Annotated in this window: 21 protein-coding genes and 1 pseudogene; 13 read left to right on the forward strand and 9 right to left on the reverse strand. The window is 68.5% G+C overall.

Going from position 1 to position 26,034, the window contains the following annotated elements; all coding sequences use genetic code 11:
- The first annotated feature begins 383 nt into the window (after positions 1-383).
- On the forward strand, positions 384-2,093 hold the full coding sequence (locus OG734_RS23170; protein ID WP_330293760.1) for a globin domain-containing protein: 1,710 nt from the start codon (positions 384-386) through the stop codon (positions 2,091-2,093).
- Between the two features lie 15 nt (positions 2,094-2,108).
- Here OG734_RS23170 and OG734_RS23175 read toward each other — a convergent pair whose 3' ends face one another.
- The 5 genes from OG734_RS23175 to OG734_RS23195 all read right to left on the reverse strand — a co-directional run bounded on the left by OG734_RS23175 (position 2,109) and on the right by OG734_RS23195 (position 5,903).
- Positions 2,109-2,591 carry an NUDIX hydrolase gene (locus tag OG734_RS23175; RefSeq protein WP_330289428.1) on the reverse strand — a complete coding sequence of 161 codons (483 nt, stop codon included), beginning with the start codon at positions 2,589-2,591 and terminating at the stop codon, positions 2,109-2,111.
- A gap of 135 nt (positions 2,592-2,726) precedes the next feature.
- Positions 2,727-3,632, reverse strand: a complete 906-nt coding sequence (locus OG734_RS23180; RefSeq protein WP_330289429.1) for a LysR family transcriptional regulator — start codon at positions 3,630-3,632, stop codon at positions 2,727-2,729.
- A 226-nt stretch (positions 3,633-3,858) separates the two neighbouring features.
- On the reverse strand, positions 3,859-5,028 hold the full coding sequence (locus OG734_RS23185) for a cystathionine gamma-lyase (protein ID WP_330289430.1): 1,170 nt from the start codon (positions 5,026-5,028) through the stop codon (positions 3,859-3,861).
- Entirely contained in the window at positions 5,025-5,516 is a 492-nt protein-coding gene (locus OG734_RS23190) for a low molecular weight protein-tyrosine-phosphatase (protein ID WP_330289431.1), read from the reverse strand. Before OG734_RS23190 ends, OG734_RS23185 begins: the two co-directional genes overlap by 4 nt.
- A 9-nt stretch (positions 5,517-5,525) precedes the next feature.
- Entirely contained in the window at positions 5,526-5,903 is a 378-nt protein-coding gene (locus tag OG734_RS23195) for a phage holin family protein (protein ID WP_330289432.1), read from the reverse strand.
- A gap of 48 nt (positions 5,904-5,951) precedes the next feature.
- Here OG734_RS23195 and OG734_RS23200 point away from each other — a divergent pair, with 48 nt between their 5' ends.
- The 4 genes from OG734_RS23200 (at position 5,952) to OG734_RS23215 (ending at position 8,352) form a co-directional block, all read left to right on the forward strand.
- Positions 5,952-6,269, forward strand: coding sequence for a cupin domain-containing protein (locus OG734_RS23200; protein ID WP_164408297.1), 318 nt, complete (start codon positions 5,952-5,954; stop codon positions 6,267-6,269).
- 173 nt (positions 6,270-6,442) lie between these two features.
- Complete coding sequence (locus tag OG734_RS23205; protein WP_006373816.1) at positions 6,443-6,655, forward strand: DUF5326 family protein; 213 nt, start codon at positions 6,443-6,445, stop codon at positions 6,653-6,655.
- 235 nt (positions 6,656-6,890) lie between these two features.
- On the forward strand, positions 6,891-7,814 hold the full coding sequence (locus OG734_RS23210; RefSeq protein WP_443064897.1) for an IclR family transcriptional regulator: 924 nt from the start codon (positions 6,891-6,893) through the stop codon (positions 7,812-7,814).
- Between the two features lie 100 nt (positions 7,815-7,914).
- Entirely contained in the window at positions 7,915-8,352 is a 438-nt protein-coding gene (locus OG734_RS23215) for an SsgA family sporulation/cell division regulator (RefSeq protein WP_330289434.1), read from the forward strand.
- Between the two features lie 108 nt (positions 8,353-8,460).
- On the opposite strand, the gene OG734_RS23220 is transcribed toward OG734_RS23215, so the two are convergent.
- Complete coding sequence (locus OG734_RS23220) at positions 8,461-9,999, reverse strand: YibE/F family protein (protein ID WP_330293761.1); 1,539 nt, start codon at positions 9,997-9,999, stop codon at positions 8,461-8,463.
- Between the two features lie 502 nt (positions 10,000-10,501).
- On the opposite strand from OG734_RS23220, the gene thiC reads away from it, so the two are divergent.
- A complete protein-coding gene (gene thiC, locus OG734_RS23225; protein WP_330289435.1) occupies positions 10,502-12,304 on the forward strand; it encodes a phosphomethylpyrimidine synthase ThiC in 1,803 nt (600 codons plus the stop codon).
- Between the two features lie 131 nt (positions 12,305-12,435).
- Positions 12,436-12,681: a hypothetical protein gene (locus OG734_RS23230; protein WP_330289436.1), complete on the forward strand. Its 246-nt coding sequence runs from the start codon at positions 12,436-12,438 to the stop codon at positions 12,679-12,681.
- Positions 12,682-12,727: 46 nt separating this feature from the next.
- Here OG734_RS23230 and OG734_RS23235 read toward each other — a convergent pair whose 3' ends face one another.
- The 3 genes from OG734_RS23235 to OG734_RS23245 all read right to left on the reverse strand — a co-directional run bounded on the left by OG734_RS23235 (position 12,728) and on the right by OG734_RS23245 (position 16,444).
- Complete coding sequence (locus OG734_RS23235; protein WP_330289437.1) at positions 12,728-13,606, reverse strand: hypothetical protein; 879 nt, start codon at positions 13,604-13,606, stop codon at positions 12,728-12,730.
- Positions 13,607-13,811: 205 nt separating this feature from the next.
- Positions 13,812-14,930, reverse strand: a complete 1,119-nt coding sequence (locus tag OG734_RS23240) for a metallophosphoesterase (RefSeq protein ID WP_330289438.1) — start codon at positions 14,928-14,930, stop codon at positions 13,812-13,814.
- A 401-nt stretch (positions 14,931-15,331) separates the two neighbouring features.
- Entirely contained in the window at positions 15,332-16,444 is a 1,113-nt protein-coding gene (locus OG734_RS23245) for a LacI family DNA-binding transcriptional regulator (protein ID WP_330289439.1), read from the reverse strand.
- Positions 16,445-16,916: 472 nt separating this feature from the next.
- On the opposite strand from OG734_RS23245, the gene hisC reads away from it, so the two are divergent.
- The 6 genes and pseudogenes from hisC (at position 16,917) to OG734_RS23275 (ending at position 26,032) form a co-directional block, all read left to right on the forward strand.
- Positions 16,917-17,996 carry a histidinol-phosphate transaminase gene (hisC, locus tag OG734_RS23250; RefSeq protein WP_330289440.1) on the forward strand — a complete coding sequence of 360 codons (1,080 nt, stop codon included), beginning with the start codon at positions 16,917-16,919 and terminating at the stop codon, positions 17,994-17,996.
- A gap of 269 nt (positions 17,997-18,265) precedes the next feature.
- On the forward strand, positions 18,266-19,774 hold the full coding sequence (locus tag OG734_RS23255) for a cytochrome ubiquinol oxidase subunit I (RefSeq protein WP_330289441.1): 1,509 nt from the start codon (positions 18,266-18,268) through the stop codon (positions 19,772-19,774).
- 21 nt (positions 19,775-19,795) lie between these two features.
- Complete coding sequence (gene cydB, locus OG734_RS23260) at positions 19,796-20,800, forward strand: cytochrome d ubiquinol oxidase subunit II (RefSeq protein ID WP_330289442.1); 1,005 nt, start codon at positions 19,796-19,798, stop codon at positions 20,798-20,800.
- A 93-nt stretch (positions 20,801-20,893) separates the two neighbouring features.
- Positions 20,894-24,430, forward strand: coding sequence for a thiol reductant ABC exporter subunit CydD (cydD, locus tag OG734_RS23265; protein WP_330289443.1), 3,537 nt, complete (start codon positions 20,894-20,896; stop codon positions 24,428-24,430).
- A gap of 123 nt (positions 24,431-24,553) precedes the next feature.
- Positions 24,554-24,867: pseudogene (locus tag OG734_RS23270) on the forward strand (histidine kinase); the annotation flags it as partial.
- 97 nt (positions 24,868-24,964) lie between these two features.
- Complete coding sequence (locus tag OG734_RS23275) at positions 24,965-26,032, forward strand: M23 family metallopeptidase (protein WP_330289444.1); 1,068 nt, start codon at positions 24,965-24,967, stop codon at positions 26,030-26,032.
- Positions 26,033-26,034: the final 2 nt, after the last annotated feature.

Genomic DNA, 26,034 nt, shown 5'->3' on the forward strand with positions numbered 1-26,034 from the left:
TTCGTGGCGTGGAAGGGCCGGACTTGTGTGCGTGGCGACGGCCGGTATGGTCGACTCCGGTTCTTGTCCGCATCGGGGGTGCGTATCTCGCACACGCGGCAAGAGTCAGGGCAATGCAGCCTAACGGGACGGAGAGATCGAAGACTCGCATTTCCGGTTACACGGTGGAGGTGTTCGTCCACGGTGGGACGCTGCGATGAGAGCAGTGCGGCCAATGTCACACTCTGGCCTTACTTGTCCGTACGGAGTGGTGATCCGGGTTGAATGCGGTCGCATTGGACGGGGGGCGAAGGGGAAAAGTAAGCCGTCAGTGGGGGACGCGGGCACATTCCGACCGAGGAAATGTGCAGACCGACCGAAAGATGTTCGAGGCGAGGCAGACCATGGACGCTCCGACCACCACGTCGGCCGACAACGGCAGTTCTGGCGGCAGCGGCGGGAGCGGCTGGTTCAAGCCGCGCAAGCAGCCGGAGGCGCCCCCAGGCGGCGAGCAGGAGGCAATGGAAGGCAGCCGGCTGGCCGCGCTGCGCCCCGTGGGAAGGCCGGCTACAGGCGGTGCAACGCGTTCCTCGCCGGACGACAGTGACCGTCCGACTGTGACCGAGCCTCCGCCCGATCCGGCACGAATACCCGCGCCGTCGACCCCTGAGCTCCCGTCGACGCCTCCGACTCCCGCGCCATTGCCTCCCCTGCCACTCGCTCCCGCGTCGCCGCTTCCCGCGCCCTTCGCTCCCGCGCGTTCGGTCACCGGGCCCTCGATTCGCCCAGCCTTCGCCCCTGAGCCACAGGTTTCCGTACCCCCGGCTTTCGCCACGTCGGCCGACGCACTCGAGTCCGCTCCCCCCGCGTCCCACGTCGCTCCGGAGCCGAACCCTGCGCCAACCACCTCCGAGGCTTCCCGCACACCCCCGGCGCCGCACTCCGACACGCGCGTTCCCGTGCAGCGGCCCGCCCCGGCCTCCGAGCCGCTCCATGGGGCCTCCCCGGACGCAGTGCTCATCCGGCGGACCATGGAGGTGGTCGGTCCTGTAGCCGACAAGGCCACCTCGTACTTCTACGCGCTCCTCTTCGTTCGTCACCCCGAACTTCGTTCGCTATTCCCGGCCGCGATGGACACCCAGCGGGACCGGTTGCTCAAGGCGCTCCTCACCGCCGCCGAGCACATTGACAACACCGAGGTCCTGGTCGCGTATCTGCAGAACCTCGGCCGCGGTCACCGCAAGTACGGCACCCGGCCCGAGCACTATCCGGCCGTCGGCGAATGCCTCATCGGCTCGCTGAGCCGGTACGCCGCCGCGATCTGGGACCAGGAGACCGAAGCGGCCTGGGTACGGGCGTACACGACGATGTCGCAGGTGATGATCGACGCGGCGGCCGTCGACGAACTGCGCGCTCCAGCCTGGTGGTACGGGGAGGTGGTCTCGCATGACCTCAGGACCCCGGACATCGCCGTCATCACCGTCCGGCCCGACCAGCCGTACCCGTTCCTCGCTGGGCAGTACACGAGCTTGGAGACGCCGTGGTGGCCCCGCATCTGGCGGCACTACTCCTTCGCCTCGGCGCCCCGATCCGACGGGCTGCTGGCGTTCCACGTGAAGGCGGTGCCCGCAGGCTGGGTCTCCAACGCGCTGGTGCACCGCGCGCAGCCCGGTGACGTGGTCCGGCTCGGCCCGCCTGCCGGCACGATGACCGTCGATCACACCACCAACAGCGGCCTGCTCTGTCTGGGCGGCGGCACCGGCATAGCCCCCATCAAGGCCCTGGTCGAGGACGTTGCCGAGCACGGTGACCGGCGGCGGGTCGAGGTGTTCTACGGCGCCCGTACGGATCTCGATCTCTACGACATCGACACCATGCTGCGGCTCCAGCAGAGCCACCCCTGGCTCGCGGTGCGCGCGGTCATCGACCAACATGCGCATCTCCAGCTCCCCGACGCCGTACGGGAGTACGGGCCCTGGTACGAGTACGACGCCTATCTGTCGGGACCTCCCGGGATGATCCGCAGCGGAGTAGAGGCCTTGCGAAGCGCCGGTTTTCCCGCAGAGCGGATCCGCCACGACTCGGTGGAGGAGCTGGTCGTCACCGGGAGCTGACCCGCCTGCGCCTTCTCAGCCCAGGTCAGGTGCGTGCATCGCCCGTACGCCCTCGATGTTCCCGTCCAGATAGTGGCGCAGCGACAGTGGTACGAGGTGGACGGAGGCGATGCCGACCCGGGTGAAGGGGATGCGGACGATCTCGTACTCGCCGCAGGGCTCGTCGATTTCGGGGCCGTGCCGAAGCGAGGCATCCATGGATGCCAGACGGCAGACGAAGAAGTGCTGCACCTTTACGCCCGTGGCACCGCCGTCCGCGCCGATGTGCTCGACGGTGTCCACGAAGCAGGGCACCACATCGATGATCTTGGCGCCCAGTTCTTCGTGCACTTCACGGTGCAGGGCGTCGACGACGGTCGCGTCGTCCGCTTCTACCCCGCCGCCCGGAGTGAGCCAGTAGGGATCGACACTCGGCTTGGTCCGCTTGATGAGGATCAGGTCGTCGCCATCGAGCAGGATGGCGCGTGCGGTGCGCTTGACCACGGGTCGGACGGTCATGGGAGAAATGTGGCCCGGCTGGTTCCACGTGAAACATGTCGGCTCCTTGCGAAGGGCTCCCGGCGAAGCAAAGTTGCCGGGACCTCGGGAGCGAAATGGGGTGTTTCACGTGAAACGTCGCAGATCTATGGAGGCTCAGCTCCAGTCGGCCGCCGCGTGTTGGAGCCACTCGTGCGCCCGCGCGATGTGCGGCATCGCGAGTGTGCCGGTGCGGACCACCAAGAAGTACGTCCGCAGTGGGGGCACCGCCGGATCGTGCAGAGTAACCACCTCCCCGCGCTCCAAGGCGGCCGCGCACAGATAACGGGGCAGTACCGCGAGCCCCGCGCCCGCGGCCGCGCAGGCGAGCACCGCGCGCAGGTCGGGCACGATGACGGTGCCTGAGGCGGCCGGGCGGGAGTCGAAGACGGAGGCCCAGTAGCGGGCGACGAGGGGCAGTGATTCGTGTACCTCCACCACGGGGAGGTTCTCCAAAACAGACGCACCCCTGCGGCGCAGCTTCCCGGGGCCGATGTCGGCGGCCCAGCACGGAGCGGCGACCAGGACGTGCTCCTCGTCGCAGAGCGCAGTCGCCGTGAGCAGGGCGCCGCGCGGCCGGGCCGTAGTGATGGCCAGATCGTGATGCCCGGCGGACAGCCCCTCAATGGATTCCTCGGCATTGCTGAAGGAGACGCGCAGCGAGAAGCCCTGGCCGGCGTCCCCGGTCAGCTCAGTAAGCGCGGGAAGGGCGCGTTCCGCGGTGAACTCCGGTGGCCCGGCGAGGTGCAGCGTGCGTACCCAGAAGTCCTCGTTCAGTCCGGTCTCGGTGATCTCCACGAGCGCGTCGAGATGCGGCGCAGCTTTGTGGGCCAGTTCGTCGCCGATGCTCGTGGGGGTCACGCCCCGGGCCTGGCGCAGGAACAGGGGGCGTCCCAGTTGCTGTTCCAGGGTCCGGATCTGTGAGGTGACAGCAGGCTGCGAGAGGCCGAGCAGAGCGGCGGCACGAGTGAAGGAGCCAGCTCGGTGGACTGTCACGAAGGTGCGCAGCAAGGCCAGGTCCATGGCGCACCATCTCCCTTCTCCGCCTTTCTTCCGGCCCTCCGGCCGCGCCCAACTATAAATAAGTCGATAGGACCCTGTCGCTACAGTGATTGGACACTGACACAGAGTCAACTAGCCTTGTGTGCGCGGTTCTTCGCGTGCCGAACCGCGGCGGTCCGAGCCACGAGGGGGGAGGTTCGGGCCGCCGTCGCGCACCGCGGACAACATCTCGGTCAGGCTCGACTGGTCAGTCCGTCGACTCCTCCAGCGCGCGCAGCACATCCGCCACCAGGTCCCCCGGATCCTCGGCGCCGACCGAGAACCGAATGAAGCCCTCCGGCACGGCGTCCCCGCCCCACCTGCCGCGCCGTTCGGCCGTGGAACGTACTCCACCGAAGCTCGTCGCGTCGTCCACGAGCCGCAGGGCGCTGAGAAAGCGGTCGGCACGCGCACGCGTGGGCAACACGAACGAAACGACACACCCATAGTGCCGCATCTGCTGCGAAGCGATCTTGTACGACGGATCGTCCGGCAGCCCCGGATAACGCAGCCCGGTCACCTCGGGCCGCCCGCGCAGAGCCTCGGCAAGGGTCAGCGCGGTGGCGTCCTGCCGGTCGACGCGCAAGGGGAGCGTGGCGATCGACCGGTGCGCGAGCCAGGCCTCCATGGGCCCGGGAATCGCCCCGGCGATCTTGCGCCACCGTCGCACGGCGGCCATCGCGGAGGCGTTCGCACCGGTGACGTAACCGAGCAGCACGTCGCCGTGCCCGGTGAGCTGCTTGGTGCCACTGGCCACGGAGAAGTCGGCGCCGAGCTCTAGTGGGCGCTGGCCGAGCGGTGTCGCCAGGGTGTTGTCGACGGCTACGAGACAGCCGTGTGTGTGTGCCGCCGCGGCGAGCCGTCGTACGTCGCACACGTCGAGTCCCGGGTTCGACGGGGTCTCGATCCACAGCAACCGTGCGCCGTCGAGAACGTCCAGCTGAGCGTCGCTGCCGGTCGGAGCGGTGCGCACCTCGATGCCGTACGCCTCCAACTGGGCCCGGACCAGGGGCAGCGCCTGGTAGCCGTCGCCGGGCAGGACGACTGTGTCCCCGGTGCGCAGTTGGGAGAAGAGCACCGACGAGACGGCGGCCATGCCGGAGGCGAACACGAGTGTCTCGACGCCGTCCTGGTCCGGCGCCTCCAGCTCGCCGATGGCGCGCTCCAGCAGTGTCCAGGTGGGGTTCTCGTCGCGGCCGTAGGTGTACGGGCCGGTGGGGGCGCCCGGCAGGTGGTAGTGGGCGGCGAACACCGGGCCGGGGAGGGCCGGTTCGTGCTTGACCGGCTCGGGCAGCCCCGCCCGCACCGCGCGCGTGCTGTCACCCAAACCTGAGTTCGCAGGCCCGCTCGAACTTTTGTCCCCATCTGAATCGCTCATGCCGCCCGTCTCTCCACTTCCGCCTGTACTGCGGCGAGCAGACCGGCGCTCGCCGTCTCCACCATCTCAAGGCACTCCTCGAAGCCGTCCATACCCCCGTAGTACGGATCCGGGACGTCGAGATCGGCGCCTGCGGCGGGATCGTACGAGCGCAGCAGGCGTACCTTCTCCGCGTCCTTCGGAGTGGGCGCCAGGCGGCGCAGAGCCTTCAGGTGGCCTGAGTCGAGAGCGATGACGAGGTCGAGGCGGGCGAACCACGCGGCCCGGAACTGGCGGGCCGCGTGATCGCCGTCGTAGCCGGCTGCCTCCAGCACGGAGACCGTGCGCGGGTCGGCGCCGTCGCCCTCGTGCCAGCCGCCCGTGCCGGCGCTGTCGACCTCGACGAGGCCGGCCAGCCCGGCCTCCCCCACGCGCGCGCGGAAGACGGACTCCGCCATCGGGGAGCGGCATATGTTGCCGGTGCAGACAAAGCAGACACAGTAGGGCATCGGGTGTCCTCAGTCCTCGTCGGGCAGGATGACGTGCAGCGCCCAGGAGACGATCGAGATGATCAGGCCGCCCAGGACGGCGGTCCAGAAGCCCTCGACGTGGAAGCTCAGATCGAACTTGTCGGCCAGCCACGAGGTGAGCAGCAGCATCAGGGCGTTGACCACCAGGGTGATCAGGCCGAGCGTGAGGATGAACAGCGGGAAGGTGAGCACCTTCACGAGCGGCTTGACCAGGAAGTTCACCAGGCCGAACAGGAGCGCGACGACAACCAGTGTGCCGATCTTCTTGCCCGTGCTGTCACCGGTCAGGGTGATCTTGTCGAGTATCCATACGGCCACGCCGAGAGCGCCCGCGTTGGCGATCGTCTTGACTACGAAATTCTTCATGTGTCTGATCGTGGCAGAAGAGATCGGTTACGAGCGTGGGCGAGGGCGATGAAGGCATTCCGGTTGGATGAACTGGAGGCGGAACGTGCCGCCAACGACGGCGCCTACCTGCAGTTTCTGCGCGAACGGAACATGTCGGTCGGCCTGTACGCGCTGGACGCGGGCGAGCAGGACCCGCAGCAGCCCCATCGCCAGGACGAGGTGTACTTCGTGGTGAGCGGGCGTGCCGCGATCACGGTAGGCATGGAGACGACCCAGGTTGCGCGCGGCAGCGTTGTGTACGTGCCGGCCGGGGTGGCCCACAAGTTCCACCACATCAGCGAGGATCTGCGGGTCATGGTGGTCTTCTCTCCGCCTGAGAGCTGACCTGTTGCCTCAGGGTTCCCTAGGGGATCGATCAGGGGAGGACAAGGGATGCGAGGCCCCCGCCGTGCCCCTGTCGGCCCTAGCATCGAAGGCGGAACATCGAATGTCCCGGCACGAGCGAAGGGCACAGGCCCCGTGCGGATGCGACGGGCGGAGACGTAAGGAAAAGGGCGATGCGAGAGATCTTCGCGGGAATGCCGTGGTGGGTGAAGTGGGTCGCGGTGCCGGTCATCGCCCTCGTCGTGTTCGGCGGGCTGATAGCCACTGTCGTCGGCTTCGTCATCGGCCTGCTCTTCAAGGCGCTGGTCTTCGTCGCCCTGGTCGGCGGACTCATCTACGTCGTACGGAAGTTCATGTCGAGTTCGTCGTCGCGCAGCGACTGGTGAGAGCGGTGGGGCGAGGGGGGCACGGGAGGCGACGGGCGGGACGGCGCGGGCGCCGGTAACAGAAAACGCCGGTTCCCTCGGGCGGGGGAAGTTTCACGTACGGGCCGTCTGCGCGCGGTGACAGGCGGTTAGAGTCCGGAATTCGACGCGGGGACGACCTCGCGGACGGCGTACCCCCTCCTCCCGTGTCCTTCCGCACGGGCAGCCCCCTCGCCTTCGAGAGTGACCCCTCGTCATGGTCGACACCGCACCCGCGGAACCACAGGCTCCACCCGTACAGCGCCGGCCGGAGCAGCGGACCGCGCTCTCCCCAGGGACTCGCGTCCGGTCTGCCGAGAGACCCGTGTCGGCCTCGGTACCCGAGCACGTCCCGGCACCTGCTCCCGTGCTCGTGCCGCCCGCCGAGCACCCCACGGCGACCCTCATCGGCTCCGTACAGCGTGCGATGCATCTGCTGGAGTCCGTCGCGGCGCACGAGCACGGAGCCCCTGCCAAACAGCTGGCCCGCGAGACCGGCCTCGCTCTCCCGACCGCCTACCACCTGCTGCGAACGCTTGTCTTCGAGGGCTATCTCCGGCGCGAGAAAGGGCTGTTCTTCCTCGGTGAGGCAGCCGAGCGGCTGGGCAGCAGCGGTGCAAGGCAGAAACGTCGCAGCACTCTGGTCGACGCACTCGCGCACTGGCGGGACACGATCGGCGTACCCGTCTACTACGCGGTGTACCGCGACGGCGAGATCGAGGTCATGTGCGTCTCAGACACTCCCAGCAACCCGGCGGTCGAGGAATGGGCGGACTTCCGTGAGACCGGGCACGCGCATGCCGTCGGACAGTGCCTGCTCTCACAGTTGGACGAGCAGGACCGCCGGGACCATCTCGACCGTCACCCCGTCCAGGCGGTCACCCCCTACACCGTGCGCGACAGCCACTCGCTGCTGCGCCGCCTCGACCGGATGCGACGCATGGAACTGGTCGTGGAGCGGCAGGAGTACGCGCTGGGGACGGTCTGTGCGGCGATTCCGATCACCATCGGCTCCACGGCCGCCACATTGGCCATTTCTCTTCCTTCCCAACAGGCCGATCGACTGCTAGTAGCGGCACAGCAGTTGCAAACAGAGGTCGGAAGACTGCTGGGATCACTCGCGATCTCTATCAGTATCTGAAAACTCACTCCTTGTGATTCAACGTGTACTTTCAGCAAGATTCGAGCAGTATCAGAGCGATGATTCCAGGCCAGTCCACGGGAAGTGACAGGGATAGGCGATGCGCGAGTCGGTGCAGGCAGAAGTCATGATGAACTTTCTTGTCTCGGAGGATCTCTCCTTCCGCATTCCGGTGGAGCTGCGCTACGAGACCTGTGATCCCTATGCCGTCCGGCTGACCTTCCATTTGCCCGGTGACGCGCCTGTGACCTGGGCCTTCGGGCGTGAGCTGCTGATCGACGGCGTGGGGCGGCCTTGCGGGGACGGGGATGTGCGGATCTCGCCCGCCGACCCGGATGTCCTGGGCGAGGTGCTGATCCGGCTTCAGGTCGGCGGCGACCAGGCGCTGTTCCGCTCCGGTGCGGCGCCGCTGGTGGCGTTCCTCGACCGCACGGACAAGCTTGTGCCGCTGGGGCAGGAGCGTTCCCTCGCCGACTTCGACGCGCACCTCGACGAGGCCCTGGACCGCATTCTGGCGGAGGAACAGAGCGCGGGCTGAGCGAGTCCCGCCAGAGCTCTCGCCGGTGGTGTAACGCTTCTCCTTGGACGGAGGAGAAGCGGGCGCCGTACTTCAGCCCAGGCGCGTAGCCGGTGTGTCCCGACTCCGTCAGTGCTTGCGGCGACGGCCCTTCCCGGCGCGGGCCTGGCCCGAGTGGGCCGACCCCGTGCTCACCCCTGCACCCGCCGCAGTCCCTGTTCCGAGTCCGGCCCCTCCTGCGGTGAGCGGCGCCGTGCCCGGGCGGTCGGCCGAGACCATCAGGGCAGCCAGGAGCGTGGTCACCGGTACGGACGCGACCAAGCCGATCGAGCCCACGAGGGTCCGTACGATCTCCTCCGCGACGAGTTCGCTGTTGGCGACCGCCCCGACGCTGCTCTGCGCGATCGAGAAGAGCAGCAGCAGCGGCAACGCGGCCCCGGCGTAGGCGAGGACGAGGGTGTTGACGACGGACGCGATGTGGTCGCGGCCGATGCGGATGCCGGCGCGGTACAGTCCGCGCCACCCCATCGTCGGATTGGCCCCGTGGAGTTCCCAGACCGCCGATGTCTGCGTCACCGTCACATCGTCCAGGACGCCGAGTGAACCGATGATGACGCCCGCGAGCAGTAGACCGCTCATGTCGATGGACGGATACAGGCCATGGATAAGGCCCGTGTTGTCGTCCGTGTTGCCGGTCAACGCGGCCCAGTCGATGAACGACGAGCCGAGGATGCCGATCAGCACCAGCGAGATCAGGGTGCCGAGCACCGCCACAGACGTACGTGCCGAGAGGCCATGGCACATGTAGAGCGCGATCAGCATGATGGCGCTGGCTCCGATGACTGCCACGACCAGCGGGTTCGAGCCCTGGAGGACCGCCGGCAGGATGAAGAAGGTCAGCACCATGAAACTGACGGCCAGTGCGACCAGTGCCATCACACCGCGCATGCGTCCGACGATCACGACGGCGAGCGCGAAGATACCGGCCAGCAGGGCCATGGGGAACCGGCGGTTCACGTCGGCCACCGAATACTGGAGGTCCTTCGGCGCCGAGGGCTCGTAGGCCACCACGACCTTCTCGCCCTGGTGCAACTGCCGTGACTGGTCCGGCTGGACGATCTCCGTGAAAGTACGGCCCTTGTCGTCACCGGTGTCGACCCGGATCGTCGCCTTCTTGCAGTCGCCGGTCGCCTGCTGTTGTGCCGAGGATCCCTCGGCGGTGGACGTGTCGCCGGTCGGGGTGTCCCCCGAGGCGTTGACGGACTTGCAGTCCACTGCGACGACCTTGGTGACCGTGGCCTCCTGGGTCTGCCGGTCGAATCCGACGCCGGTGCGCTCGTGCGCCGGGGCACCCCCGGGCCACAGCACCACGAGCCCGACCACGACCGCTGCGGCGAAGGGGATCAGAATCGCCCCGATGATCTTCCGCAAGTGGATGGAGACAGGGGCGGCCGGGCCATGGCTGTGGCTGTGGCCGTGCGAGTGACCGTGATTGTCGTCAGGTTCGTGGCCGTCACCAGGCCCCCGCCCGTTCCCGTCCCCGTGCCCGTGCCCGTGCCCGTCACCGGGGCCGTGCCCACCACCAGAACTGCCGCCAGGTCCGCCACGATCACCGTCGCCGGGGCCCTTCCCGTGTCCTTGGTGGCCATGGCCGACGCCTTGTCCCAGGCCTGTTCCGTGATCGTGCCCGAATTCCGGGCCTCGATGGCCACCCGGGCCTGTGCGGCCCCCTTGACCCGCCCCCGCTCCGGGCCCGTAGCCGCGGTCGATCCTCTGGCCGGGCCCATATCCGGGACCGCCAGTAGATTCGGTTGGCCCGCCGTCGCCGCCGTTTCTGCTGCCCGGCCCGGAGCCGCGCTCGGCACCGCTTCCGCGCGGTGGCTCGGAGGACGGGTACGGGGATCCTTGCGTCGTGGTCACCGCCCGATCATCGCAAGAACGACAGGGGCCCTCTGTTCACCTCGCCCAAATTGACGCTAGCGTAGAGGCACCTTTGCACACGCGGGAGCTCGGAGCACCGGGCTGAGAGGGCGCTGACCTCCGTCTTAGCGATGTTTCACGTGGAACATGTGGAACGAGTGATGTTTCACATGAAACGTCGGCAGACGGAATCCGCTGCGTCGACCGCTGAACCTGTTACCGGGTAATGCCGGCGTAGGGAGTAGGTCTCATGACCATCAAGGACGCACGCACGCCTGCCTCCGACCAGGACGAACAGCCCATTGAGGGCGGCCAGTCCCCGGAGGCCGGGAAGTCCGTCGGCTGGCACAAGGGGTATGTCGGCGGCTCACGCCCCGACCTGCGGGTGCCGGTCCGTCAGGTGCACCTCACCAACGGGAAGTCGGTCACTCTGTACGACACCTCCGGCCCGTACACCGATCCGCTGGTCGACACCGACGTCCGCCGGGGGCTGGCGCCGCTACGCGACAACTGGATCATTGCCCGCGGTGACACCGAGGAGTACGCGGGGCGTCCCGTCCGCCCGGAGGACGACGGGATCAAGCACACGTCGCCGCGTGGCGGGCTCAGGAACCTCGACGCGGTGTTCCCGGGAAGGCCCCGGCAGCCACGCCGGAGCCGGAGCGGAGAGGCGGTGACGCAACTCGCGTACGCCCGCCGCGGGGAGACAACCCCCGAGATGGAGTTCGTGGCCGTCCGGGAGAACGTCGACCCCGAGGTGGTCCGCGAGGAGATTGCCGCGGGACGGGCGGTACTGCCCGCGAACGTCAACCACCCGGAGATCGAGCCGATGATCATCGGCAAGCGGTTCCTGGTGAAAGTCAACGCCAACATCGGCAACTCCGCGGTCACCTCCTCCATCGAGGAAGAGGTCGAGAAGATGACCTGGGCGACGCGCTGGGGCGCCGACACGGTCATGGACCTGTCCACCGGCCGCAATATCCACACCACCCGTGAATGGGTGCTGCGCAACTCCCCCGTTCCCATCGGCACGGTGCCGCTGTACCAGGCGTTGGAGAAGGTGGACGGCAGGGCCGAGGAACTCACCTGGGAGATCTACAAGGACACGGTCGTCGAACAGGCCGAGCAGGGTGTGGACTACATGACGGTGCACGCGGGTGTCCGCCTGGCGTACGTGCCGCTCACCGCGAACCGCAAGACGGGCATCGTCTCGCGTGGTGGCTCGATCATGGCGGCATGGTGCCTGGCACACCACAAGGAGTCGTTCCTGTACGAGAATTTCGAAGAACTGTGCGAGATTCTCGCCGCGTACGACGTGACGTACTCCCTCGGCGACGGTCTGCGGCCCGGATCGATCGCTGATGCCAATGACCAGGCACAGTTCGCGGAGTTGCGGACGCTCGGGGAACTCAACACGATCGCGAAGCGTTTCCACGTACAGACGATGATCGAAGGCCCGGGCCATGTCCCGATGCACAAGATCAAGGAGAACATCGATCTACAGCAGGAGATCTGTGCTGAAGCACCGTTCTATACGCTCGGCCCGCTGACGACGGACGTCGCGCCGGCGTACGACCACATCACTTCCGGCATCGGTGCCGCGATGATCGCCTGGTGGGGCACGGCCATGCTCTGCTACGTCACACCCAAGGAGCACTTGGGTCTGCCCAATCGTGACGACGTCAAGACCGGCGTCATCACCTACAAGATCGCCGCCCACGCAGCCGACCTCGCCAAGGGGCACCCAGGTGCGCAGGACTGGGATGACGCACTTTCCGACGCCCGCTTCGAGTTCCGGTGGGAGGACCAGTTCAATCTGGCCCTCGACCCGGACACGGCACGCGAGTTCCACGACGAGACCCTGCCGGCCGAACCCGCCAAGACGGCCCACTTCTGCTCGATGTGCGGGCCGAAGTTCTGCAGCATGAAGATCTCGCAGGACATCCGCCGCGAGCACGGCAGTACACCGGTGGAGATCGAGCAGGGCATGGCACAGAAGTCGAAGGAGTTCGCGGAGGCGGGCAACCGCGTCTACCTGCCGATCGCGGACTGACACCGACTCCCAGTGCCGGTTGACGCCGGTTCATGATGGATCGCGTCTCTGGGTGCGAGCGGCTTCCGAGTCGCTGTCAGGGCGCCTCGGAGACGCGGTAGGTCGACCAGGAGGTCACGCTCCCCGAGGAGATGGCCGGCCGGCTGGACGAGATCGAGGTGGAGAACGAGCGGCTGCGGGCAGAGGGGCGGACACACATGTGGAACAGCGTCCGTCACGCGGTCGAGTCGTTCGACATCTCCCGGACGGCCCTGGCCGAGCATCCGGAAGTTGCAGCTTCGGGTTGCCCCGGCCCTGGCCACCTGGCGATGGTCCATGTGCACGGCAGTACTCAGGTGGAGCGGGCGGAAGCCCAGGTGGTCAGGCGGCTTCAGTAGCTGCCCGCTCCACCTGAGTCCTGGGTCCCGCATCCGGGCCGGCCGGTCACTCCGGTGGGTGGTCCGGCCCTCCGAAGTCCGGGCTGCTGAAGTCCGGGCTCGTGAAGCTGGGGCGATGGTGGCTGGTCGTGGGACCGCCGTCGGGGCTGCTGAAGCCGGGCCGGTTGTAGCCGAGTTGGGGCATACGTCCCGTGGTGGGTTCCGGGGCCGGTTTGCGCTTCATGGCCGCTGTACCGGGGTCGGCGAGGGCCTCGCGGAGGAACGGCAGGATGCCGCGCTCCAACAGGGCCTCGCGCCAGGCTTCCCTGGCCTGCGCCACCTCCCCGGTCAGTTCGCCGTACGCTCCGGTCTCCTCCGCCTCCGGGCTGTTGCGCAGGGCGGTGAGAAGAAGGCCGACCGCGGCGACGAATATCGCCGCTGCGGTCACCGCACCGAACACCCATCCAGTGGTGAGCATGGTCTGGGCGAACGCCGGCTCGGGGTCGAGCATCTTGAGGATGTAGCCCACGAGCAGGAAGATCGCCGCGGCCGTGCCGGCGAGGACGGGAGCCAGAACCGCGACGACGGCGACGGCGCCCGCCCCGGCGGTCTCGGTGGCGGCCTCGCCCAGGGTGGTTGCGAACCCCATCGTGCTCGTGCCCGACTCGGTGGAGCCGGATTCGTGGGCGGACGCTGGGGCGGACGGCGCCGGGTGGCGCATTTCGTCGCGGACCTTCACGTAGTGCTGGTATTCGGTCGCCGCGGCGACCGTGATGAGAGCGGTGGCGTTGAGTGCCATGGTGCGCAGTTGTTCGGGGTTCAGCCGCTGACCGACGGCGGCCAGTTCCGGGCGGTGTGGGGCGGAGCGCAGCGCCTCATCGAGGATCCGCTCGTATTCCTGGCGGTCCTCGTTCAGCAGGTGCTGCGGAACGCTGTTCATGTGCATCCCCCGATGCTCCGTAGGGCTTGGGGCTCGGCATGCTGACGAGCCGTCGGGCAGAAACGGAGGGGAGCCTGCTACGGATAAGCCGATGGTAGAGCGGCGACGGCGCGCGGTGACAGGGGGTTTGAAGAAATTGCCGTCTGACTGTCCCCCGTCCGGTGCGGTACGTCGTCGGGGAGCGCCTGCCCGGGAAACGCCCGAGTATCCGTCAGAGCTCCAGCGGAAGCTCCTGGACCAGCAGTTTTCCGGCCATGGTCACGCCGCCGTCCATCGCGATGGCGAGTCCGTCGGCGTAGACATGCGGATGTTCGATGTTCGGGCCGGAATTGTCCTCACCGTCGTCCTCGGCGCCGACATCGCCCACCAGATACGGGATGGGGCTGTGGCCGTGAACGATGCGGGCGCCGCCGTACGTATCGAGGAGGGAGCGTACGGCCTCGGCGCCGCCCTCGTCGCGGAAGGAGAAGCGCTTGGTGAACTTGCGGAACAGATCCCACACCTCGTCCGCGTCGTTGCGCGTGATCGTCTCGCGGACGGTGTCGTTGACCGCCTCGATCGAGTCGCCGTAGTCGAGGTAGGCCGTGGTGTCCGAGTGCACGAGTAGGTGGCCGTCGACCTCCTCGATCGCGTCGAGACGGGCCATCCACTGGAGGTGGTGGTCCTGAAGCCGGTCCATGTCGGTCTTCTGGCCACCGTTCAGCAGCCAGGCCGCCTGGAAGGTGGCCGTGCCCGCGCCCGAGTTGACGGGGGTGTCACCGAACCGCTTGGCGCCCAGCAGCAGCAGCTCGTGGTTGCCCATGAGGGCCTTGCAGTAGCCGCCGGCCGCGGCTGCCTCGGCGGACAGCCGCATGACGAGGTCGATGACGCCGATGCCGTCCGGACCGCGGTCGGTGAAGTCGCCGAGGAACCAGAGCCGGGCGGTGCCCGCGGACCAGTTGCCCGCGCCGTCGATCAGGTCCTGTTCCTGGAGGGCGCCCACCAGTTCGTCGAGGTAGCCGTGAACGTCCCCGACGACGAACAGTGGCCCCGGGCCGTCCGCGGCCAGGGCCGCGGGGTCGATGGTCACCTGGAGCGTGTCATCGCGGTTGATGACGGGCAGGTCGCGTTGGGTGGGTGTGTACCCGTCCGGGTACTCCTCCAGGTCCGTCGGCGCCTGCGTGTCCTCCGGGGTCTCCTGGACCTCGGTGTCGGCTGCCCCGGCGGTGACGTCGCCGGGTGCCGTGCCGTCGGCGTACGGACCGGTCTCATGGACGTACGCGGGCACACGGAAGTCGCGCAACGTCGCCGTCCGCGTCACCTCGGGTCCCTGACCGGCCCCCTGAGTCATCGACCCCTCCACCATCGCGCCGCATCTGCACCGCATCGGACTGCCTGGTCGCAGCGGCCCGCGGTGTCGTGGGCCCATCATAGGAATGCGGATCGCGCCATGTGATGACCCAGGGGTGGTGAATCGGCGAAGGAGCCAGTTCACCGCGGCTTTCGCCCCGATTCGGAGGGGCTTTCCCGTACGGACCCGGCGTGAACTTCCCTACTTCGTGCCTCGGACATCGACGCTTCGTACGATCATGACACCGGCTCCTGTGAACCGTCCCGATGCCGGTGACCCGCGTTCCTGCACGGGGCCGGGCTCCCGCTTCCCCTACGGGGCCGACCCCTCGTACGGCCCCGCTCCTCGGGAGCCCGCCCCGCACAAGCCCACTGTCCCCGCCCCTCACCACCGTCCCCGGATCACCCTTCCTCGGGCGACCGCGGCGGACTGACCGTCGTGCGCGGCGGACGGCGCTGCGAAGACGTCCGCACGATCAGTTCGGTCGGTATCACCTGCTCGACCGGCAGGTCCGAGTCGACGTTCTCGATGGCGTCGATCAGGAGTTGGACCACCGCCGTGCCGATGCGGCGCGGCTTCAGGGAGAGGGTGGTGATCGGCGGCTCCGTGTTGGCGTACACCGTGGACTCGCTGCAGCAGACCAGCAGGAGGTCGTCCGGGACGCGCAGGCCGTAGCGGCGGGCCGCGGCCAACAAGTCGGTGCCGTTCGGGTCGAAGAGGCCGTAGACGGCGTCCGGGCGGTCCGGGCGGGCCAGCAGTCGGTCGGCGGCCACGGCGCCCGCGCACGGGTCGTGGGCCGGGTAGGCCTCGTACACCGGGTCCTGGCCGACCCGCTCGCACCAGCGCAGGTACGCCGTGGTGGAGAGGTTCGTGTAGGTGTCGGTCGAGGTTCCCGTCAAAAGGCCGATGCGGCGGGCGCCGGCGTCGGCCAGGTGGTCGAGGATGCCCAGGACCGCCGCCTCGTGGTCGTTGTCGACCCATGCGGTGACCGGGAGCGAGCCGGCCGGGCGGCCGTCGGAGACGACGGGCAGCCCCTGTCGTACGAGTTCGCTGACCACCGGGTCGTGGTCGGACGGGTCGATGACGACCGTGCCGTCCAGGGCGACGTTCGACCACACGTCGTGGCGTGAGGTCGCGGGGAGGATGACCAGGGCGTAGCCCCGGGCGAGCGCGGCCGAGGTGGCGGCCCTCGCCATCTCCGCGAAGTACGCGAACTCGGTGAAGGTGAAAGGTTCATCCCCGTACGTCGTCACGGTCAGACCGATCAGCCCGGACTTGCCGGTACGGAGGGTTCGGGCCGCGGCCGACGGGCGGTAGCCCAGCCGGTCGGCGACCTCACGGACATGGCGTCGGGTGGCGTCCGGGAGCCGGCCCTTTCCGTTGAGGGCGTCGGAGACGGTCGTGATCGAGACCCCCGCGGCGGCGGCCACGTCTCTGATGCCTGCCCGCTCCGGCCGACTGGCCCGTCGGGTTGTCTCCGCGCGGCTCACCTGGTGCTTCCCTGCTGCTGTCATGGCGAGCCGATAGTAGGGCTCATGCGGTGGGGTAGTGCGGACGCATATGCAGCCGTTGACAGGCACGTTTCTGCATGGTCAATTGTTATCAACTGCCTTAGAAAGAAAGTCAGTTGAACGATATTACTGCCCTACGTGACTTGTCGGCGCGCATAGGCCTGCCAAGTGACTGATGTTTCGAAGAGGTCTCAACTCACCTCTACGAGGGATGCGCGCCACGGCGTGAGCCACCGGCGCGTGCTGAGAAGTGTGATGCGCCCCCTGATTCGTGCAATTTTGCACGGTGATACCCGTGATGGGCGTGGGGCAGGTGAGGTGGGTGGGGTGGGCGCGCGGAGCGCGTCGGACGTGTCTCGGACCGACCGACCCGTACGCGGCGGCGCCGAATCCTCATAAGGTGAGAAGCATTGGTACCCGGTAACCGGCAGCGGGTGGCCGTGTTGAGCCGGTGGTGGTCATGAGGAGGACTGCGGTGAGCGAGACGAGCCCCAAGCTGCGCGCCGAGCTGGCGGGTATCCCCACGTACAAGCCGGGCAGGCCGGCGGCGGCCGGCGGCCCCGTGGCCTACAAGCTGTCCTCGAACGAGAACCCGTATCCGCCGCTGCCCGGCGTGCTGGAGACCGTTACGGCCGCGGCAGGGGCCTTCAACCGCTACCCGGACATGGCCTGTACGGAGCTCATGAACGAGCTGGCCGAACGTTTCGCCGTGCCGGTCTCCCATGTCGCCACCGGCACCGGCTCGGTCGGCGTCGCACAGCAGCTGGTGCAGTCCACCAGCGGGCCCGGCGACGAGGTGATCTATGCCTGGCGGTCCTTCGAGGCCTATCCGATCATCACGCAGATCGGTGGCGCCACGTCGGTCAAGGTCCCGTTGACTCCCGGGGACGTGCACGACCTCGACGCGATGGCGGACGCGATCACCGACCGCACCCGGTTGATCTTCGTCTGCAACCCCAACAACCCGACCGGAACGGCCGTCCGGCGGGCCGAGCTGGAGCGGTTCCTGGACCGGGTGCCCGGTGATGTGCTGGTGGTGATAGACGAGGCGTACAAGGAGTTCGTTCGCGATATCGAGGTGCCGGACGGCGTCACGCTCTACCGCGACCGGCCGAACGTCTGTGTGTTGCGGACCTTCTCCAAGGCGTACGGCCTCGCCGGGCTCAGGGTCGGGTTCGCGATCGCGCACGAGCCGGTGGCGGCGGCGCTGCGCAAGACGGCGGTGCCGTTCGGGGTGAGCCAGCTCGCCCAGGACGCGGCGGTGGCCTCGCTGCGGGCCGAGGACGCGCTGCTCGGCCGGGTCGGTTCGCTGGTGTCCGAGCGCACGCGGGTGGTCGACGGTCTGCGCGGCCAGGGCTGGACGGTGCCAGAGACCCAGGCGAACTTCGTGTGGCTGCGGCTGGGGGAGCGCACGGTGGACTTCGCGGCGGTGTGCGAGCGGGCCGGGGTGGTCGTCCGGCCGTTCCCGGGCGAGGGGGTTCGGGTGACGGTTGGCGAGACCGAGGCGAACGACATCTTCCTGAAGACCGCGGAGATGTTCCACAAGGAGTTCTAGGACGGTTCCGGAGCCTGTCCGGCAGGCCATGTGCGGCACGTCACTCACCACGGGTGACGTGCCGTTTTGCTGCCCTGGAGGTCCTGAATCGCTCGCTCCGGGGCAGGCGGAGGCTGTTTGGGCACCCCGCGTCTCCCGGGTCGAACGGGGATGCGCCATAATTGCTTGTGAATGTGAACGCGTTCACAAGCGCTTCCCGTTTGTCCCTCTCGTGCGGGTCGGCGACCGGGACGGACCGCCGAAATGATCACGCCTTGTAAGGAGGAGATGTGGACATCGCTCTGGCGCCGGAGACTCTGGCGCGATGGCAGTTCGGCATCACCACCGTCTACCACTTCCTGTTCGTCCCGCTGACGATCTCCCTTGCCGCGCTCACCGCCGGCCTGCAGACCGCCTGGGTGCGCACGGAGAAGGAGAAGTACCTCAAGGCCACCAAATTCTGGGGCAAGCTCTTCCTGATCAACATCGCGATGGGTGTCGTCACCGGCATCGTGCAGGAGTTCCAGTTCGGCATGAACTGGTCCGACTACTCGCGCTTCGTCGGCGATGTCTTCGGTGCCCCGCTCGCCTTCGAGGCACTGATCGCCTTCTTCTTCGAGTCCACCTTCATCGGGCTGTGGATCTTCGGCTGGGACAAGCTCCCGAAGCGGATCCACCTGGCCTGCATCTGGATGGTCTCGATCGGCACGATCCTGTCGGCGTATTTCATCCTCGCGGCCAACTCCTGGATGCAGCACCCCGTCGGCTACCGGATCAACGAGCAGAAGGGTCGCGCCGAACTCACCGACTTCTGGTTGGTCCTCACCCAGAACACCGCGCTGACCCAGGTCTTCCACACCCTCTCCGCGGCCTTCCTCACGGGCGGCGCTTTCATGGTCGGCATCGCCGCCTTCCATCTGACACGCAAGAAGCACATCGACGTGATGAAGACCTCGCTGCGGCTCGGCCTGGTCACCGTGGTCATCGGCGGTCTGCTCACCGCGGTCAGTGGCGACACCCTCGGCAAGGTGATGTTCAAGCAGCAGCCGATGAAGATGGCCGCCGCCGAGGCCCTCTGGGACGGCGAGGCGCCCGCGCCCTTCTCGGTCTTCGCCTACGGCGACGTGGAGAAGGGCCACAACAAGGTCGCCATCGAGATCCCGGGCCTGCTGTCCTTCCTCGCCAACGACGACTTCACCTCGTACGTCCCTGGCATCAACGACGTCAACAAGGCCGAGCAGGAGAAGTTCGGGCCCGGCGACTACCGGCCCAACATCCCGGTCGCCTACTGGGGCTTCCGCTGGATGATCGGCTTCGGGATGACGTCCTTCGCGATCGGGCTGGCCGGTCTCTGGCTGACCCGCAAGAAGTTCATGCTGCCGCAGCATCTGCGGGTCGGCGACGACGAGGTGCCCCACCTCTCGCTGATCCCCGGCAAGGTGCTCGGCCCGACGCTCACCAAGTGGTACTGGCGCATCGCGATCCTCACCCTGGGCTTCCCGCTGATCGCCAGCTCGTGGGGCTGGATCTTCACCGAGATGGGCCGTCAGCCGTGGGTCGTGTACGGCATCTTCCAGACAAGGGACGCGGTCTCCCCCGGAGTCTCGCAGGGCGAGATCCTCACCTCGATGATCGTCTTCACCTCGCTCTACGCGATTCTCGCCGTCATCGAGGTGAAGCTCCTCGTGAAGTACGTCAAGGCCGGGCCGCCCGAACTGACCGAGGCCGACCTCAACCCGCCCACGAAGATCGGCGGCGACTCCCAGGACGCCGACAAGCCGATGGCCTTCTCCTACTAGGCCCAGGGAGCTGGAATCGCCATGGAACTTCACGACGTCTGGTTCGTCCTCATCGCCGTCCTGTGGATCGGCTACTTCTTCCTGGAGGGCTTCGACTTCGGGGTCGGCGTCCTCACCAAGCTGCTCGCCCGCGACCGGGCCGAGAAGCGGGTCCTCATCAACACCATCGGGCCCGTCTGGGACGGCAACGAGGTGTGGCTGCTCTCGGCGGGCGGCGCGACCTTCGCCGCCTTCCCCGAGTGGTACGCCACCCTCTTCTCCGGCTTCTATCTGCCGCTACTGCTCATCCTGGTGTGTCTGATCGTGCGGGGCGTCGCCTTCGAGTACCGAGTGAAGCGCCCCGAGGAGAACTGGCAGCGCAACTGGGAGACCGCGATCTTCTGGACCTCACTCCTCCCGGCGTTCCTCTGGGGCGTCGCCTTCGCCAACATCGTGCGCGGGGTGAAGATCGACGCGGACTTCGAGTACGTCGGGAATCTCGCCGACCTGCTCAACCCGTACGCCCTGCTCGGCGGCCTGGTCACCCTGTCGCTGTTCACCTTCCACGGCACGGTGTTCGTCGGTCTCAAGACCGTCGGGGACATCCGGGAACGGGCGCGGAAGCTGGCGGTCCGCGTCGGACTCGTGGCCGCTGTTGTCGCGCTCGGGTTCCTGAGCTGGACCCAGGCCGACAAGGGCGACGGCGGCTCCCTGGCCGCGGCGATCGTGGCCGTGCTCGCCCTAGTGGTCGCGCTGGGGGCGGCGCGGAAGGGGCGTGAGGGCTGGGCGTTCGCGTTCTCCGGGGTCACCATCGTGGCAGCCGTCGCGATGCTGTTCCTGACACTCTTCCCGAACGTCATGCCGTCCTCGCTCAACCCGGACTGGAACCTCACGGTCACCAACGCCTCGTCGAGCCCGTACACGTTGAAGATCATGACGTGGTGTGCGGGGATCGCCACCCCGATGGTCCTGCTCTACCAGGGCTGGACGTACTGGGTGTTCCGCAAGCGGATCGGCACACAGCACCTCGCCGAGGCCGCGCACTGAGCCGTCTTTGTCTGCGTTATCTCTGTCTGGGGGAGGTGGTTTCGCGATGTTTCACGTGAAACTTCGCGAAACCACCTCTCTGGACCGAAGGGCATGTTTCACGTGAAACCAATCGATCCGCGGCTCCTCCGGTACGCCGGTGCCACGCGCCGTTTCCTGCTGGCGGTCGTCGGCCTCGGTGCCGTCGGCGCGGGGCTGGTCATCGCACAGGCCATGCTCATCGCCGAGGTGGTGGTCGGCGGCTTCCAGCACGGACTGCCGGTCTCTGAACTTCGTACGCCCCTCATGCTGTTGGTGGCCGTCGCCGGTGGCCGGGCGGTGGTGTCCTGGCTCACCGAGCTGGCCGCGCACCGGACAAGCGCGGCAGTGAAGTCGGAGTTGCGCGGGCGGTTGCTGGAGCGGGCCGTCGCGCTCGGCCCCGGGTGGCTCGGCGGGCAGCGGACCGGATCGCTGGTCGCCCTCGCGACTCGGGGAGTCGACGCGCTCGACGACTACTTCTCGCGCTATCTGCCGCAGTTGGGGCTCGCCGTGGTGGTGCCCGTGGCCGTGCTGGCGAGAATCGTCACCGAGGACTGGGTGTCGGCCGCGATCATCGTCGGCACCCTGCCGCTCATTCCGGTCTTCATGGTGCTGATCGGCTGGGCCACACAGTCCCACATGGACCGTCAGTGGCGGCTGTTGTCCCGGCTGTCGGGCCACTTCCTCGATGTCGTGGCAGGGCTGCCCACGCTGAAGGTGTTCGGCCGGGCCAAGGCACAGGCCGAGTCGATCCGGCGGATCACCGGTGAGTACCGGCAGGCGACGATGCGGACCCTGCGAATCGCCTTCATCTCGTCCTTCGCGCTGGAACTGTTGGCGACGCTGTCCGTCGCGCTGGTCGCAGTGACCATCGGCATGCGGCTCGTGCACGGCGAGATGGACCTCTATATCGGGCTCGTCATTCTCATCCTCGCGCCCGAGGCGTATCTGCCGCTCCGGCAGGTGGGCGCCCAGTTCCACGCGGCGGCGGAGGGCCTGGCCGCGGCCGAGGAGATCTTCGCCGTGCTGGAGACGCCGGTGCCGGAATCCGGGACCGGGGCGGTTCCGGAGGGCGGGGTGGCCTTCGAGGGTGTGACAGTCCGGTATCCCGGGCGGTCGGTGGACGCGGTGGCGGACGTGTCCTTCGCTGTCGAGGCTGGCGAGACGGTCGCGCTCGTCGGGCCGAGCGGCGCGGGCAAGTCGACGCTGCTGCACGCGCTGCTCGGGTTCGTACGGCCGACGGAAGGGCGGGTGTCGGTCGGGGGCACCGATCTCGCCGGCCTCGATCTGGAGCAGTGGCGTTCGCGGGTGGCCTGGGTGCCGCAGCGGCCCCATCTGTTCGCCGGGTCGATCGCCGAGAACGTACGGCTCGCTCGGCCTGACGCCGACGACACCGCCGTACGGAGGGCATTGGCCGACGCCGGTGCGATGCAGTTCGTGGACGCGCTGCCCGAGGGCGTCCACGCGGTGCTCGGTGAGGACGGCGCAGGGCTCTCCGCCGGGCAGCGGCAACGGCTCGCGCTGGCCCGGGCGTTCCTCGCGGACCGGCCTGTGCTGCTGCTCGACGAGCCGACGGCCGCGCTGGACGGGGACACCGAGGCCGAGGTCGTGGGCGCCGTACGGCGCCTCGCTGTCGGCCGGACAGTGCTGCTGGTCGTGCATCGACCGGCGTTGTTGGGGGTGGCGGACCGGGTGGTGCGGCTGGAGGAGGCTGTCCGCGCCGCTCACCTGCCTGGTTCCGAGCAGGTCGGCGGTTCCCTCGGCGGTGACGGACTTCTCGTGGGCGGTCCGCAGGGTGCACAACTCCCTGTGTTCGACGAGGAAGAACTCGTGCCCGGTGCTTCCTCGGGGCGACTCGGTGTGCTTGCGCGGGTGCGGGCGATGTCCGGGGCCCGGCGTGGGCGGCTCGGACTCGCGCTGCTCCTCGGGAGTCTCGCGCTCGGCAGCGCCGTCGGGCTCATGGCGACCTCCGGGTGGCTCATCTCGCGGGCCTCGCAGCAGCCGCCCGTGCTGTACCTGATGGTCGCGGTGACGGCCACGCGTGCTTTCGGGATCGGGCGGGCCGTCTTCCGGTACGCCGAGCGGCTGGTGTCGCACGACGCCGTGCTGCGGATGCTGGCCGACACCCGAGTGGCCGTCTACCGGCGCCTGGAACGGCTGGCGCCCGCCGGACTCCGGACGACCAGGCGCGGCGACCTGCTGTCGCGGCTCGTCACCGATGTGGACGCCCTCCAGGACTACTGGCTGCGCTGGCTGCTGCCCGCCGGGGCCGCTCTTGTCGTCTCCACCGCCTCCGTCGGGTTCACGGCGTGGCTGCTGCCGGAGGCCGCGGCCGTGCTCGCCGCCGGGCTGCTCGCAGCAGGCGTCGGCGTCCCCCTCGTGACCAGTGCTGTGACCCGGCACGCGGAACGCCGGCTCGCCCCGGCCCGCGGGGCACTCGCCACACGCGTGGCCGACTTGCTCACCGGAACCGCCGAGTCGACGGTCGCGGGCGCCCTGAAGGGACGTACCGAGCAGGTACGTCAGGCTGACTCCGCACTCACCCGGATAGCCTCGCGCGCCGCCACAGCTACCGCGCTCGGCGACGGACTCACCTCGCTGCTGTCCGGCCTGACCGTCGCAGCCACCGCCCTCGTGGGCGCCCAAGGAGTCGCCGCCGGGCGGCTCGACGGAGTGGTGATGGCTGTCGTCGTCCTCATCCCCCTGGCCGCCTTCGAGGCCGTCCTGGGGCTGCCGCTCGCCGCGCGCTACCGGCAGCGGGTGCGCAGGAGCGCCGAGCGCGTGTACGAGGTCCTGGACGCGCCCGAGCCCGTACGCGAACCCGAAGAGCCGCGCCCTGCGCCGCTGTCGCCCTTCCCGGTCGTCGTCAAGGACCTGGCCGCCCGCCATGCCGGACAGGACCGGGACGCGCTCGCCCGCCTCGACCTCACCCTCGACGAAGGGCACCGGATCGCCGTCGTCGGCCCGTCCGGGTCCGGCAAGACGACCCTTGCGCAGGTGCTCCTGCGGTTCCTGGACGTGGGCGCAGGCTCCTACACGCTGGGCGGCGTGGACGCGTACGCCCTGGACAGCGACGACGTACGGCGGCTGATCGGGCTGTGCGCCCAGGACGCGCACCTCTTCGACAGTTCCGTGCGCGAGAACCTGCTGCTGGCGAAGAAGGACGCGACCGAGGACGACCTGCGCGGCGCCCTCGCGCGGGCGCGACTGCTGGACTGGGCCGAGTCGCTGCCCGATGGGCTCGACACACTGGTCGGCGAGCACGGGGCGCGGCTGTCCGGCGGACAGCGGCAACGGCTGGCGCTCGCCCGGGCGCTGCTCGCCGACTTCCCGGTGCTCGTGCTCGACGAGCCCGCCGAACACCTCGACCTGCCGACCGCCGACGCGCTCACCGCCGATCTCCTGGCCGCGACCGAAGGCCGTACGACGCTGCTCATCACCCACCGGTTGGCCGGCCTCGACGCCGTGGACGAGGTGATCGTGCTGGACGGGGGGCAGGTCGTGCAACGGGGGACGTACGTGGAGCTGGTCGCCGTCGAGGGGGCGCTGCGGAGGATGGCGGAGCGGGAGACGGAGTCCGAGCGGTTGGCGCTGGTGGCGGCGGTGCGTTAGTCCCCTGCTCGTCAGGAGGTCTCTCCAACTCGGCCTTCAGGTATCTCGACTTTCGATGACAAAGAGCGCTGATTGGTCTCGTGGGCCCGAAGATCGTCGCCATGGACGCGGAACGGCCCTCCGAGGCTCTCGGTGTTCGAGGACCGCGGCCGGATCGCCCGTGGCCTGCACGACCTCGTCATCCAACGGATGTTCGCCACCGGGATGATGCTCGAAAGCGCCCAGCGCGGGTCGGTCGCGCCCGAGGTGCGGAACGGCGTCGGCAGGGCCGTCGACGAACTCGACGTCACCATCCAGGAGATCCGCACCGCGATCAAGAACCTCGTCGCCGCTCTACGGGAGGGGCTGTCCAATGCCTTCAGCCTGCCCGCGTCCTGGATTGATGTCGTGGTCGACGCGAACGTGCCCTGCCGGACGGCCGACCCGTACTGAGGCTGCCGTGGACCCCGTTGCTGAGCCGTTCGTGGCAAGGAGTCCCCCAGGCGTACGACTTGAACAGGCCACCGGCCCGGTTTGCGGTACACGATCGCTGACATGGGCTCACATCGCCGTCATCCACTGCTTGTTCCGGCGCTGCTGTGCGCGCTCGCGTTCCTCGTCGCCCGGCCCACGGCTGCCTCGGGCGAAAACGCGGACTTCGGATCCGACTCCGATACGGACTCGGGCCTCAGCGCCGAGGTGACCCGGCTCTACGCGGATGCCGCCGTGGTGACGCAGAAGTACGAGGCCGGACGGCGCGAGTCGAAGGCGGAAGGGGCCCGGGCACGACGGTACGAGGAACTCCTCACCCGCGAACGGCGCGACATCGCGGTCCTGCACGAGGACCTGGGCCGGATCGCACGCGGCCAGTACCGCAGTGGCGGCGGCCTGCCTCTCACCGCGCAGATGCTGCTCGCGGACAGCCCCGATGAGCTGATGCGCGGTCAGCGAGCCGTGTGGCAGGCCGATCTCGCCGTCAACAACGCGATCGGCAAGAGTCGGCGCGCGGAGGCCCGGCTGGCCGCCGACGAGGCGAAAGCTGCGGCGCAGTGGCAGAAACTGGAGCGGCGGAACAGTGAAATCGCCGAGCTGAAGCGGACGATCGAGGCGAAACTCGAAGAGGCCCGCTGGACGCTGCAGGGCCGGGCCGACGCCTCGGTCGCGGCCGGCTCGTGCCGGGGCGCCGTCCGGCTCGACCAGCCGGACCCCGGGACCATGCCGGAGTTCGTCACGCCCGTGGAGACCTACGAGCTCTCCGCGAGTTTCGGCAGCGGCGGCGACCGGTGGGCCAACGGGCACACCGGGCAGGACTTCGCGGTACCGATCGGCACCCCGGTGCGGGCGGTCGGCGCCGGCACGGTGGTGTCGGTGTCGTGCGGGGGAGCCTTCGGTATCGAGATCGTGATCGAGCACCCCGGGGGCTACTACACGCAGTACGCGCACCTCGCCGCCGTCACCGTCGACCAGGGGCAGCGGGTGACCCCGGGCCAGTGGATCGGCCAGACCGGCACGACCGGCAACTCGACCGGCCCGCACCTGCACTTCGAGGTACGCGTGACACCAGAACTGGGGTCGGGGGTGGACCCGGCGGCGTGGCTGATGGCGCACGGGGTGCAGTTGTAGGA

Origin of the sequence: Streptomyces sp. NBC_00576, from assembly GCF_036345175.1 — a bacterium.
GTDB lineage: Bacteria > Actinomycetota > Actinomycetes > Streptomycetales > Streptomycetaceae > Streptomyces.